Origin of the sequence: Parvibium lacunae, from assembly GCF_003335215.1 — a bacterium.
GTDB classification, from domain to species: domain Bacteria; phylum Pseudomonadota; class Gammaproteobacteria; order Burkholderiales; family Burkholderiaceae_D; genus Parvibium; species Parvibium lacunae.
The window spans coordinates 262,926-275,253 of the sequence record NZ_QPGB01000001.1 but is presented as its reverse complement, the minus strand read 5'-3'; the positions used below and the strand labels follow the sequence as shown (position 1 = coordinate 275,253).

The 12,328-nt window shown below is 49.4% G+C and carries 16 protein-coding genes and 2 pseudogenes; 15 read left to right on the top strand and 3 right to left on the bottom strand.

What is annotated here, in order from left to right; genetic code table 11:
* Window positions 1-4 precede the first annotated feature (4 nt).
* The 8 genes and pseudogenes from DU000_RS01290 (at window position 5) to DU000_RS01260 (ending at window position 4,491) form a co-directional block, all read left to right on the top strand.
* On the top strand, window positions 5-388 hold the full coding sequence (locus DU000_RS01290) for an SMR family transporter (RefSeq protein WP_114401548.1): 384 nt from the start codon (window positions 5-7) through the stop codon (window positions 386-388).
* A gap of 67 nt (window positions 389-455) precedes the next feature.
* Window positions 456-1,262, top strand: coding sequence for a hypothetical protein (locus tag DU000_RS01285; RefSeq protein ID WP_114401547.1), 807 nt, complete (start codon window positions 456-458; stop codon window positions 1,260-1,262).
* Window positions 1,263-1,285: 23 nt separating this feature from the next.
* A pseudogene (locus DU000_RS13130) lies at window positions 1,286-1,381 on the top strand (4-amino-4-deoxy-L-arabinose transferase); the annotation flags it as partial.
* Between the two features lie 218 nt (window positions 1,382-1,599).
* Window positions 1,600-2,238, top strand: a complete 639-nt coding sequence (locus DU000_RS01280) for a hypothetical protein (protein ID WP_147266945.1) — start codon at window positions 1,600-1,602, stop codon at window positions 2,236-2,238.
* A gap of 64 nt (window positions 2,239-2,302) precedes the next feature.
* The gene (locus DU000_RS01275) at window positions 2,303-2,689 is read left to right on the top strand and encodes a hypothetical protein (protein WP_114401545.1); all 387 of its coding nucleotides are present in this window, start codon (window positions 2,303-2,305) and stop codon (window positions 2,687-2,689) included.
* A 210-nt stretch (window positions 2,690-2,899) separates the two neighbouring features.
* A complete protein-coding gene (locus DU000_RS01270) occupies window positions 2,900-3,283 on the top strand; it encodes a hypothetical protein (protein ID WP_114401544.1) in 384 nt (127 codons plus the stop codon).
* A gap of 237 nt (window positions 3,284-3,520) precedes the next feature.
* Window positions 3,521-3,682, top strand: a pseudogene (locus DU000_RS12910) (DegT/DnrJ/EryC1/StrS aminotransferase family protein); the annotation flags it as partial.
* 311 nt (window positions 3,683-3,993) lie between these two features.
* Entirely contained in the window at window positions 3,994-4,491 is a 498-nt protein-coding gene (locus tag DU000_RS01260; RefSeq protein ID WP_114401543.1) for a hypothetical protein, read from the top strand.
* A gap of 199 nt (window positions 4,492-4,690) precedes the next feature.
* Here the strand turns inward: DU000_RS01260 and DU000_RS01255 are convergent, their stop codons facing one another.
* Together DU000_RS01255 and DU000_RS01250 are read right to left on the bottom strand one after the other, a co-directional pair.
* On the bottom strand, window positions 4,691-5,248 hold the full coding sequence (locus tag DU000_RS01255) for a hypothetical protein (RefSeq protein WP_114401542.1): 558 nt from the start codon (window positions 5,246-5,248) through the stop codon (window positions 4,691-4,693).
* Between the two features lie 151 nt (window positions 5,249-5,399).
* Window positions 5,400-5,852: a hypothetical protein gene (locus tag DU000_RS01250; protein ID WP_114401541.1), complete on the bottom strand. Its 453-nt coding sequence runs from the start codon at window positions 5,850-5,852 to the stop codon at window positions 5,400-5,402.
* Window positions 5,853-5,965: 113 nt separating this feature from the next.
* Between DU000_RS01250 and DU000_RS01245 the strand changes: the two genes are divergently transcribed.
* Window positions 5,966-6,223, top strand: coding sequence for a type II toxin-antitoxin system Phd/YefM family antitoxin (locus tag DU000_RS01245; protein WP_114401540.1), 258 nt, complete (start codon window positions 5,966-5,968; stop codon window positions 6,221-6,223).
* Here DU000_RS01245 and DU000_RS01240 read toward each other — a convergent pair.
* Window positions 6,189-6,419 (bottom strand): DUF2442 domain-containing protein, encoded by a 231-nt coding sequence (locus DU000_RS01240; RefSeq protein WP_114402049.1) that lies wholly within the window; start codon window positions 6,417-6,419, stop codon window positions 6,189-6,191. The genes DU000_RS01245 and DU000_RS01240 overlap by 35 nt on opposite strands.
* 258 nt (window positions 6,420-6,677) lie before the next feature.
* Here DU000_RS01240 and DU000_RS01235 point away from each other — a divergent pair, with 258 nt between their 5' ends.
* The 6 genes from DU000_RS01235 to DU000_RS01210 all read left to right on the top strand — a co-directional run bounded on the left by DU000_RS01235 (window position 6,678) and on the right by DU000_RS01210 (window position 12,325).
* The gene (locus tag DU000_RS01235; RefSeq protein ID WP_114401539.1) at window positions 6,678-7,826 is read left to right on the top strand and encodes a DegT/DnrJ/EryC1/StrS family aminotransferase; all 1,149 of its coding nucleotides are present in this window, start codon (window positions 6,678-6,680) and stop codon (window positions 7,824-7,826) included.
* 9 nt (window positions 7,827-7,835) lie between these two features.
* Window positions 7,836-8,783, top strand: a complete 948-nt coding sequence (locus DU000_RS01230; RefSeq protein ID WP_114401538.1) for a glycosyltransferase — start codon at window positions 7,836-7,838, stop codon at window positions 8,781-8,783.
* Window positions 8,784-8,795: 12 nt separating this feature from the next.
* Window positions 8,796-9,752, top strand: a complete 957-nt coding sequence (locus tag DU000_RS01225) for a formyltransferase (RefSeq protein ID WP_114401537.1) — start codon at window positions 8,796-8,798, stop codon at window positions 9,750-9,752.
* 30 nt (window positions 9,753-9,782) lie between these two features.
* A complete protein-coding gene (locus DU000_RS01220) occupies window positions 9,783-10,826 on the top strand; it encodes a bifunctional UDP-4-keto-pentose/UDP-xylose synthase (protein ID WP_114401536.1) in 1,044 nt (347 codons plus the stop codon).
* A 79-nt stretch (window positions 10,827-10,905) separates the two neighbouring features.
* Window positions 10,906-11,823: a polysaccharide deacetylase family protein gene (locus DU000_RS01215; protein WP_114401535.1), complete on the top strand. Its 918-nt coding sequence runs from the start codon at window positions 10,906-10,908 to the stop codon at window positions 11,821-11,823.
* A 25-nt stretch (window positions 11,824-11,848) separates the two neighbouring features.
* A complete protein-coding gene (locus DU000_RS01210) occupies window positions 11,849-12,325 on the top strand; it encodes a peroxiredoxin (RefSeq protein ID WP_114401534.1) in 477 nt (158 codons plus the stop codon).
* The last annotated feature ends 3 nt before the right edge of the window (window positions 12,326-12,328 follow it).

Sequence of the window (12,328 nt, the reverse complement as noted above, 5' to 3'; positions counted from 1 at the left end):
CACCATGAACCTACCCGCTCTCGGCCTTCTCCTCACCGGCATCGCCCTCAATGCTATTGCCCAGCTCCTGCTCAAAATGGGTGTGAACGCCGTCGTCGCCAGCGCCGGGGCCTTTACCTTTACCCGTGAAAACATTATTCCGATTGGTTTTAAACTCGCCACACAAATCCCGATTATTGGCGGCCTGACCTGTTACGCCATCAGCGTGGTGGTGTGGATTTTGGGTCTCTCGCGGGTAGATGTGAGCATTGCTTACCCGCTCTTATCGCTGGGCTATATTCTGAATGCCCTTGGTGCCTGGTACTTACTCGGTGAACCCCTCTCCATCCAACGCTGGGTAGGGATTGGCATCATTATTGTTGGGGTGTATGTGTTGGCGCGGTCTTGAAGGCACTGGCGTAATACTCTAGCCGGACCCATTTAATGTGACAAACTAGAGACCGTAGGCTTAAACCATGGATAAGACAGCCCTCAACATTCTCCTAAAGTCATATTGGTCAGCATCTGGCTGGAAAGCCGACGGCGATAGAATGCCGTGCCCTGAGGACTTTGAGTACGCCAAATCTAAGGGGGTAATGTTTGATCCTGTAACGCTAGATCACGATCAAGCAATTGCCCAGGTTAACGAGCTTGTCGCTATGCTTAACCGGCGCAAAGTCGCCGACGCTTTCCTCGCAAGCCTATCGACGAGACGCCTAGACTGGCGCTCGGCGTTGGGAAGCTATTCAGTTTTCCAGCACATCCGACCACATGCATCTACAAACATGAAACATCAATGCAGAATCTGTGGTTTTTATATGACTGGTGGCTTAGAGCATGACCTAAATGTACTCAACTTTGAACGCTTCAAATGGGGCGGCGTTCGACACGACCAAGTTATTTACGCGGTAATGGATTTAAGCCTGTTTCTGAAAGAGCCGGCCACAGAACCAACCAATGCCGATATCGAGATTTTTCGCAAGATTATTGCTGCTATCGAGGTGGCTCCTGAGAATACATCAAGCGCAAATCTACACTCCCAATTTGCGAAGATATTTAAGTCAAACAAGAGCGAACGGGATGTTCTTATCGCAATTCTTGGATTCTGCGGGGTTCTCGAAACGCCGATTCATTCCGGCTACTCCAACACCTTTGTTCCTGTAATAGAACGTCACCTTCCCGATCGACGGTTCGTCGATATGCCTTACCCTGCCTGCTGGTGGCAAAGCAATATTGGAATTAATCAGAAATGGCTGCACGAGTTCTTTGGTCATGTTCTCTAACTCTCGAACGTGTTATCCCCCTCAGCGCGCGGCACTTGCTTGGCGAACCGCTCTCCATCCAGCGCTGGGTGGGAATCGGCATCATTATTATTGGGGTGTATGTATTGGCGAGGTCTTGAGGGCACTGCAATGCGATTAATTTTTGTGCTACATTAATTTGGGCTGGGACCACATAGAAAATAAGTTCAGTAGATTAGGCGCACAATTTTTGGGGTAGCTGTTTTTTACTCAACCGCACACACAAATCAACGGGTTATGGGATTTTTAATCATGTTGTACACTGATCAACCAATTAAATATGCACCGAAAAAGGTGCATATTGCACGTTAGATCGCATATGTCTGAAGACCCTCGCATTCAACCGCTACTGGAGTGGAATCGCTTAGCCCGCGAAAACACGGAAAATGCTATTGTCTCTTCTATGTTTGAAACTTCTGGTTGTGCTATTCAGCCAATCGAAAAATTCTCAACATGGCTTTTAGTCGGCGCGGCAGCAATAGCATCGTTCCTCATAACCAACTCAGACAAAGTGATCCCGCTGTTAACCAAACAAGGCTTCTTAGTTTGTGGCGGGCTACTCTGTGTTTCCTGTTTCTTTGGTTTGTTGGCAAAAGTGACTGCAATGAAGTCGTACATCGCTACTCAAACCATTGCCGCAGTGCTTAAGACATTTAAAGAACACTTCGCAAAATATCAAGAAGAAGAGGAAAAAATCCAAAAAGGTACTGAGTTTTGGGGGATCACTCTGCAAACCGGGGTGCGTATCGAGCGCATACTTTCAGAGTTCCTAAAGCCTTTGCCTTGGTGGGTTAAGTTTCTTGTTACCTGGAAACTGAAAGGACAGATGAACAACCCACAAGTAGGTTATTTGCCCCTCGTCAATAATTTGATATGGCTTGGGTACTTCACAGCAGGACAGTCCTTGACCATTCTGGCGTTTCTTGTTGCGGGGGTTGTATATGGCGCTGCGATCTAATCCTTCGGTCAAGCGGACCTGCCGCAAGCGGCAGTCCGCTTACCTCCAACGTTAGGCTTTCCATATGCGTCATTACTTTGGATTTATGGCGTTGTTGGCATTGGTGGGCTGTGCGACTGCGCCGCCGACGACAGATTTCGTACATGTGATCCCACAGCGGTATATTCCACCCCCAGCCACTCCGATCCCAAACTACACTTTTGGTTGGGTAACGACCGATATTGCACACGCAGAAAGTTTTCGCGTTGAAGTCGGAAACAAGCAGTATTTCACTCTGTTAGCTCGCGTTGGCCCAGATCGAATCAAGGAAGAGCTTGCTCGCTTTGCTGAAGCAGAAGTAGTAGCGCGACATTTCTGTTCTTCCGAGAATGTACAAACAATTACTCCTGAGTTAGTGGGGCCGCGAAGTGGCGAGTACATGTGGGTGGGTGTTCGATGCCAGGCACCTTAATAAAACGGCGCACGTCTAACGTCGAAATGAAAAAATGGGGACTATGGAAAAATGTGGAAAAATGGGGCATTAAAACAGGGACAGACCACATTTATCCCCCAACCAAGGACAGGAAAATCAAACCAATTATGAGTTTTCATTGATGCCATACACCGATCAACTAATTAGACATGTAGCTGTGAAGGTACATATTGCTCGTTAGAGCTCCCCATGAAATTACTCCACACACAGATCGATGAGAGTTCACTCATAGCCTTTGGTGAAGAGGCGCGCTCTTTAGTGCTGAGCCATGACTACGCTAGTCTTGCCAGAAAGTTTGGTTACGCCCTCGCATATGATCGTCCTCCAGCCACCGCAATAGAAGCCGATTACCTGAGCGCGATTGCATCACCCATAACGGCTGAGTCAGATATGTACTTTCCGTCTACAATTACTGTTAAATTTTTCTCACCAAACACCACAGGATTGTTTGCCGTGGTCGAGTGCCCAGTGCCTGTTGACGACAAAGTGGCCGTCCTTTTGGAGCTAATCGTCGCCGGAAAAGGTGAAGAGAAACACATTACAGTGGAGGATATCAGTGGTGTAGCCACATAGATCCTACCCATGTCCCTACTGAAAACACAAGCAGGGCAAAACGGGGATAGACCACGGTTATATTCGTCCCACGGTGAACGTCAGTGTTAGCGTGGCTGCGCAACAGCACCTAAGACCCAAGGCCCCAAGTCTGTTAAGCGACCAGCCTTAAACTCCCCGCGATTCAGGGTAACATCTCGTTTTAGGTCAGCGCATTTACCTAGCCTGACGCCTCCATACGTTTATTAGCCATTCAGCATGAGCACACAGCCTTTCCTCCCCTTCGCCCGCCCAACCATTGCCGTCGTAGGTGATGTATTGCGCTCTGGCTGAATTACCAGCGGCCCGAAGGTGTAAGCCCTTGAAGCGGCGTTGGGTGAGTATTTTGGCCGCCCGGTGCGCTGCTATAACTCGGGGACTTAACGGTGACAGAGCACGTTTTAAGTTCACGCTATGATGAACTTAAGGAGCCACAATGCAAGCCATGAACATGCTGCAAGCCCAGTCCCTGCTTTCGCGTTTGGTATAAGCCATCGAGCAAGGAAAATCATGTGAGATTGTGATTACCGGGAGTGGCCGAGCCGTGGTGTACTATTTTTTGGGGAAAGGTGCCTTTTGCTTAACCGGACACAAAAAATCAACGGACTATGGGGGGGTTAATTATGCAATGTACCGATCAACAAATTAAATCTGCACTGCCAATGGTGCAGATTGGACGTTAGAAAGCAGTTATGTCACCGTATCAAGTATTAACAGTTGCCGTTCGTTTGTTCTCACTCTGGTTGTTTGTGTTTGCTACCAGCAACATGGTTGGAACTATTGCCATGGTTAAAAACAATAGCGCATCTCTCTCACCATTATTCATTTTTACTGGCATTGCTATCACGGTTTTAGTGTGTCTCGCCATTTGGTTTTTCCCACAAAGCATTGCACATAAGTTGCTACCTAAATCGGCAGCCGAAACCAACGAAAGCAAAACCTTTGATAGTTGGTTCAGCATGGGCTGTAGCCTGATAGGTTTGTGGGCTTTATCTAAAGCCATACCTTCTTTGGTGCATTTTTTTACATTAAATTATTTGGGTTACGTTTTATACGCTGATGCATTCTCAATGCACGCCACTTGGAAGCTTGAGCTTGCCTTCAATATTTTTTATCTGCTGTTTGGTTTTTGGCTCCTTTTGGGAGCTCGCGGCATCAAAAAACTTGTTACATGGGCTAAGTATGCATAATCAGCTTTCTAATCTCTCGTTAAACACGGACGGGTTACAAGGGACGTTGGCTTAGCTGGCCTGCCCGCCAATTTAGCCCGAACCGGACTTAGAGTTTGGGTTAAAAACTGTATGCGGACTGATTCCCATATTTAACTTGGGCCTGTGTTTTTGAGCCATCTATAAGTCGCACATAACTTAAAAATTAGATGGTTAAGGGTTATCTAAATGCTGAATTAATCGGGGTTGCTGACCGCCCTTTGATAAACCCAAGTAGCAGTGCGACCACCCCGAAAACCAAGACACGAATAGCGGAATTAAATGATTGATTCGATGCAATCGAAGATGCAGTGCGAAGCTCTGCTTTTTGTCGTATACGCTTGGCATCTTCTAATGTCGGGCAATATTCTTTCCAGTCGCCCGATCTATCAACGTACTTGAGTAATTGATTTGACTCGACAAAAGCAATCGAGGCGATGATGCGACTATTTTCCTCACGGTCAGCTGGAGGACTATCCTCTCCCCAGTTTTGAGGTAGTTGACTGTAAGTAGAAGTAGTGCCTGGAGATAATTTAGTGTGACTATATAAATAGTTCAGGGTCCAATAATATCCACTGAATCCGATGCAGATCAACAAGGCTAATATCATGCGAATCTTCGCTTCACGGGCAAATGAACGCGTTGCAAGTGCATAGCCTCCCTGATAGAGCCATAACGAACTTGTTAAAAAAATGATGGGCCAAGCCACCCAATTAAATAACAAATCAACTATCTGCATTGATCACCTGAAAGCAAGAATTTTCATGTAAATGAATACCGTTTAATGTGAGTATTAGTGCAATCTCTTTCTAAATGGGAGAGACCTTATCATTAATAATCAAACAATCAAATGGGCCATGCTCCAATTGAACGTCTCTAATATTGAGAAATTAGAAAGAAGTACCTCGAAGCGCTCGCCGATATTGTTTAACCCGCTTTGCTCTCCCCTGAGGCGGGTATTGACTCAAGACAAGTCGTAATTGCAAGCTAGCAATCTCAGCAAGTAAATCCGGTCCGAAAGAATCATTCTGAACGATAACGTTCCGCATGTAGATACCGAAGTCAATCGAAGCCATCTCAACACCAACTACCATCCGCATTGCTTTGAGTTCAGTATGGTAACGTCTAAGAAATTTTATCGCCTCCGCTTGTTGCTGCTCAAACGCTTCAAATTCAGCGTCGCTTGCCACAACACTGATTCCAGAGGTCCTTGCAAGACGAGCATTGGGTCGTGTGGTTCTGGGTTCACCCTTCACAAATACATTACAGGGAGCTATTGGGCACAGACGCTGAAGCTCATCGACATTGGCATTGTCACCGATAAAATGGATGATACAGCTCATATTTTTTCACCAAAAACTGATTAAAAATCATAAATCTGCCTCAGCTGATTTAACTAACAACTGGGGACAAGCCGTGTTTTATGTTCGTCCTACGATAAACTCAAGTAGCCACGATGCAACCCGTGAGCATGCTACAAGCCCAGTCCTCACTATCACGTTTGGTAGAAACCATTAAACAAGGCAAAGCGCGTGAGATTGTGATTACCCGGAATGGCCGAGCCGTGGCGAAGCTAGTGCCAATAGAACAAAGCAGCCGTAATGCGCGATTAGGCGTGGCAAAGGGCCAATTTGTGGTGCCTGACGATATTGATGCCAATAATCAGCAGATTGCCCAGCTTACTTGCTCAAAAGATAAAGCGTATCTTTACTGAAATCTTGCTCATGCGGCCATTCAACCGAGCCAAACGACACCCGCACTTGTTTAAAGTATTCAGGGTCTTTCAATTCAGTAAAAATACCTTTGTCTAGATATGGAGAAACATCGAACAGTCGCTGTTCACCATTTTCAAATAACAGACTTAGGGTATAGCCTTCAATAGCCGCTACCGATTTAACCGAGGGATTCATCATTGACCCTTACACCCTTATCATATAGGCTCAATTTTAAAACCGCATCACCATTGGTGGCAAGCTACCAATCCGCCATGAGTTCCTCTTGGCATAAAACAGGGCAATAGTACCCCACCGAAACCACTTGAGATATGCGATTTAGAGCCATAGGTAAAGGCATCAAACTTAAAGAACGTCTAAATCACGGTAACATCTCGTTTTAGGTCAGCACATTTACGCAGCCTGACGCCTCCAAACGTTTATTAGCCATTCAGCATGAGCACACAGCCTTTCCTCCCCTTCGCCCGCCCGACCATTGATGAAGCCACCATAGCAGCTGTGGGCGAAGTGCTGCGCTCGGGCTGGATTACCAGCGGCCCGAAGGTGCAGGCCCTTGAGGCGGCGCTGGGCGAGTATTTTGGCCGCCCGGTGCGCTGCTATAACTCCGGCACCTGTACCTTGCAAATTGCGCTCAAGCTGTGTGGCGTGCAAGCAAGGGATGAGGTGATTACCACCCCGCTAACGTGGGTGTCTACCTGTAATGTGATTCTGGAGCTGGGTGCGAAGCCGGTGTTTGTGGATATTGATCCGCGCACCCGCAACATTGATGCGAGCAAGATTGCTGCTGCCATTACACCGCGCACCAAGGCCATCATGCCCGTGCATTTAACTGGCTTACCCGCTGACTTAGATACGATTTACGCCATAGCCCAGCAGCATGGCTTGCGGGTGGTGGAAGACGCGGCGCAAGCGATAGATGCGGAATACCTTGGCAACACTTACCACGGCAAGATTGGTAGCTTTGGGGATTACGCCTCGTTTAGCTTTCATGCCAATAAAAACCTCACCACGACCGAAGGCGGCTGCTTGGTGTTCCCGAAAGATACCGACGAGGCCACGCTCAAACTGGCCGAGCGCCTACGCCTGCAAGGGGTGAGCCGCAACGGGGCAGACGGTATGGATGTAGATGTGATTGGCGGCAAGTACAACCTGACCGACATGGCGGCGGTGATTGGCCTACACCAACTGCCGCAACTGGTGGGCTTTACCGCCCGCCGTCGTGCCCTGGCCAAACAGTACTTTGCGCGACTGAGTAATTCGCCCTTGGTCTTGGCGGGCGTGGAATTACCAGTAGAAGACTACGCACAGTCCAACTGGCACATGTTTCAGCTGGTTTTGCCCACGCACATTAGCCGCGCCAAGGTGATTGAGCGCCTGAAAACCGAGTTCAACATTGGGATTGGGGTACACTACCCCGCCGTGCATTTATTTACGCTATACCGCCAGCAGGGCTGGGCGGCGGGGCAATTCCCGCAGGCCGAGCGCGTAGGCGCAGGGACGATTACCCTGCCCTTATTCCCGACGATGGCAGACAGCGAGGTAGATCGCGTGATTACTGCTTTGGAAATCTGTACTCAATCTTGAACAAAATTTATGGCTAACCCAGCAATTTCCGTCGTCATCCCTGTTTATAACGAAGAAGCAGGCCTCGATGCCTTGTTTGCGCGGCTGTATCCAGCCCTAGATAAGCTGGGCGAAAGCTACGAAATTATTTTTATTAATGATGGCAGCGTGGATCGCTCTGCCGCCATGCTGGCCGCTCAGCAACAAGCCCGCACCGATGTGACCCGCGTGATTTTGTTTAACGGTAATTTTGGTCAGCACATGGCGATTATTGCGGGCTTTGAGCATGTGCGTGGCGAAATCATCATTACGCTGGATGCCGATTTACAAAACCCGCCCGAAGAAATTGGTAACCTCGTAGCCAAAATGCGCGAAGGGCACGATTACGTCGGCAGCATTCGCCGCCAGCGACAAGATTCTTTCTTCCGCACCTATGCCTCGCGGGCCATGAACCGGCTGCGTGAGCGCATCACGAATATTCACATGACAGATCAAGGTTGCATGCTACGTGCCTACAGCCGCCGCATCGTTGATACCATTTCGGCCTGCCGTGAAGTCAACACCTTTATCCCTGCCCTGGCTTACACCTTTGCGCAAAAGCCCGCTGAGATTGTGGTGGAACATGAGGAACGCGCTGCTGGGGAATCAAAATATTCGCTCTACAAGCTGATTCGGCTGAATTTCGATCTGGTAACAGGCTTTTCCGTGGTGCCTTTGCAGTTTGTGTCGCTCATGGGCGTGGTCTTGTCGGTGTTATCCGCGCTGTTTGTGGTCTATTTGGCAGTGCGCCGGATTATGATGGGGCCAGAAGCCGAAGGCTTGTTTACCCTGTTTGGCATCGCCTTTTTCATGATTGGTGTGCTGCTGTTTTCAATCGGCCTGCTGGGTGAATACGTGGGCCGCATTTACCAGCAAGTGCGGCAACGCCCACGGTATTTGATTCAGGCAGTCTTGGATAGCACCGAAACGAAACAATAAGTCGGAGGAACCATGCGCGCACTCGTCTTTGCCTATCACAACGTGGGGGTCCGCTGTCTTAAGGCGCTGCTTTCTGCGGGTGTCGAGGTTCCATTGGTTGTAACACACAGCGACGATCCGGCTGAAACAGTGTGGTTTGAGCGAGTAATCGACGTCTGTCATGAATATGAGATTCCCTACATTACCCCGGCAGACCCCAATAGCGCAGAATGGATTGCGCAGTTTGAGGAACTCGCGCCAGACTTCATCTTTTCCTTCTATTACCGCAAAATGCTATGCCAAGATATTTTGTGGATTCCACTGCATGGCGCACTCAATATGCATGGCTCGCTGCTACCGAAATATCGGGGTCGGGCGCCGGTGAATTGGGCCATCATTAACGGTGAAACTGAAACCGGGGCAACACTGCATTACATGGAAGTGAAGCCCGATGCGGGCGATATCGTAGCGCAAACAGCCGTGCCTATTTTGGCGGACGACACGGCGAAAGAGGTATTTGATAAAGTCACGGTTGCTGCCGAGATCACCCTCTGTCAAGCCTTACCGCACTTGCTGGACAACACGCATGAGCGCACCCCGCTGGATTTAAGCGAAGGCAGTTACTTTAGCGGCCGCCAGCCCGAAGATGGCCGCATTGATTGGCACAGCACCCCGCAAGAGATTCATAACCTGGTGCGAGCTGTTGCACCGCCTTATTATCCGGGGGCATTTTTTGAGGTGACGCTGCACGGCGAGAGACAGCGGATACGCTTATGGAAAACAGCGATTGACTTAGATCCCGCGCCACGTTTTGAAAAGCCCACGTTTTACTGCGACAATAATGGCTTGTACCTAAGCAACGCTGAAGGCACGTTGCGGGTTCTGAAAGCAGATATTCAACATATCGATAACGAATTCGATTTAAATGCTGATTTAACGCCGGAAAACTTTACCGAGTTGCTGGGAAATACCCAGCTAACACTGACATAAACGATTTGCTGATTTAACGATTCTTTCATCATGAAAAAAATTCTTATCCTGGGCGTCAATGGCTTTATTGGTCACCATCTTTCCAAACGTATTTTGGAAACGACCGACTGGGAAATTTATGGCATGGACATGCAAACCGAGCGGATCACCGAATACCTCGATCATCCGCGCTTCCACTTTTTTGAAGGTGACATCACCATCAATAAAGAATGGATTGAATACCATGTGCGCAAGTGCGATGTGATTCTGCCGCTGGTAGCGATTGCCACCCCCGCCACCTATGTGCGTGAGCCGCTGCGGGTGTTTGAGCTGGACTTTGAAGCTAACTTGCCGATTATTCGCCAAGCCGTTAAGTACAAAAAACGGGTGATTTTCCCCTCCACTTCTGAAGTGTATGGCATGTGTAGCGACAACGAGTTTGATCCCTATGCCTCTTCACTCGTCTATGGCCCCATCGACAAGCCGCGCTGGATTTACGCCTGCGCCAAGCAATTGATGGACCGCGTGATTGCGGGTTACGGCCAGCAAGAAGGTTTGCAATACACCCTCTTCCGCCCCTTTAACTGGATTGGTGCTGGCCTCGATTCCATTCATACCCCCAAAGAAGGGTCTTCCCGTGTGATTACGCAGTTCTTCGGCCACATCGTGCGCGGCGAAAACATCACACTGGTAGACGGCGGTCACCAGAAACGGGCGTTTACCTACATTGATGACGGCATTGATGCGCTGGTCCGCATCATCGACAATAAAGACAACATCGCCAACGGCAAGATTTATAACATTGGCAACCCCAGCAACAACTACTCTGTGCGAGAGCTGGCCAACATGATGCTGGAACTCGCCAAAGAATATCCTGAGTATCGCGAAAGCGCCGCCAAAGTACAGCTGGTAGAAAGCACCTCCGCTGAGTACTACGGCAAAGGCTACCAAGACGTGCAAAACCGCGTACCTAAAATCGCCAACACCAAAGAAGAGTTGGGTTGGGCACCTACCGTCGATATGAAAGATGCCTTGCGCGGCATTTTTGATGCGTATCGTGGTCAGGTCGCTGCGGCCAAGCAGTTGGTGGAGTAATTTTTACCACGGAGCGCACTGAGAGCACGGAGAAAACCCATTCTACTCAGTGTGCTCTGTGATCTCTGTGGTTAATTCAATGCCTAAATTAGTTCTAAAAATCGATGTCGACACCCTCCGTGGCACGCTAGAAGGCGTGCCACGTTTGCTTTCAGCGCTCGCCGCTGTGAATGCGCCCGCCACGTTCCTGTTTTCGCTCGGCCCAGACCATACGGGCAGAGCGATTAAGCGCGTGTTCCGCCCCGGTTTTTTTGCCAAGGTGCAGCGCACCTCGGTGGTAAGCCACTACGGCATTAAAACCCTGCTCTACGGCACGGTGCTGCCCGGCCCTGACATTGGTAAACGTGGCCAACAAGTTTTACGGCAAGTGGCGCAAGCGGGACATGAGTGTGGGATTCATTGCTGGGATCATTTCACTTGGCAAGACTATGTGCGCCACAAGCCCGCCGCGTGGACTGATAAACACTTACGCAAAGCCTTTGAGCGCTTTCAGGCCATTTTTGGCTATGCCGCCCCCACGCATGGCGCGGCAGGCTGGCAGATGAATGACCACGCGCTGTCACAGCACAGCGCGAATGGCCTGCGCTATGCCAGCGATAGTCGCGGTACGCATCCTTTCTGGCCGGTAGTGAATGGCAAAACTTTGGCGCATATTGAAATGCCGACCACCCTCCCCACCTTGGATGAGTTGCTTGGCCGGGAAGTGAATGGCACGGTGATTGATGAGAGCAATGTCGCCCAGCATTTGCTGCGTTATACCGCCGCCCAGCAGCAAGATCATGTGTTTACCCTGCATGCCGAGCTAGAAGGCATGAAACTGCTGCCCGTCTTTGCCGAGCTATTACGCGGCTGGCAAGCGCAAGGATACGAGCTGAGCACCATGTCACAATACTTTCATGTGCTGCAAACGCAAAATCTCCCCAAACATGCAGTAACATGGGGGGAAGTTGCAGGGCGTACTGGGGACGTATTGTTACAAGGTGCGCCCATTGTATAAAAATGGCATTCATGAGGCTTGTACGATGACGGATTTGACTTTGAATAAAGAAGTACCCAACTTCACCGCCGCCTGTACCGCTGGCACAGACAATGGCGAGTTTGAGTTAGCCGCCCAGCGGGGGCACAACGTGGTGCTGTATTTTTACCCCAAAGACAGTACACCCGGCTGTACCACTCAAGGCCAACAGTTCCGCGACATGCACGAAGCGTTTCTGGCAGCCAATACGAAAATTTTTGGGATTTCGCGTGACAGCCTGAAGTCTCACCACAACTTCAAAAGCAAAATGGGGTTCCCCTTTGAGCTGATTGCCGATACCGATGAAGCGGTATGCACGCTGTTTGACACCGTGAAGATGAAAAACATGTACGGCAAACAAGTGCGTGGGGTTGAGCGCAGCACTTTTGTGTTGGATACAACGGGCGTGGTGCGCAAGGTCTGGCGTGGTGTTAAAGTACCTGGACACGTTGCTGAGGTATTGGAATTTGTTAAAACTCTGTGATTC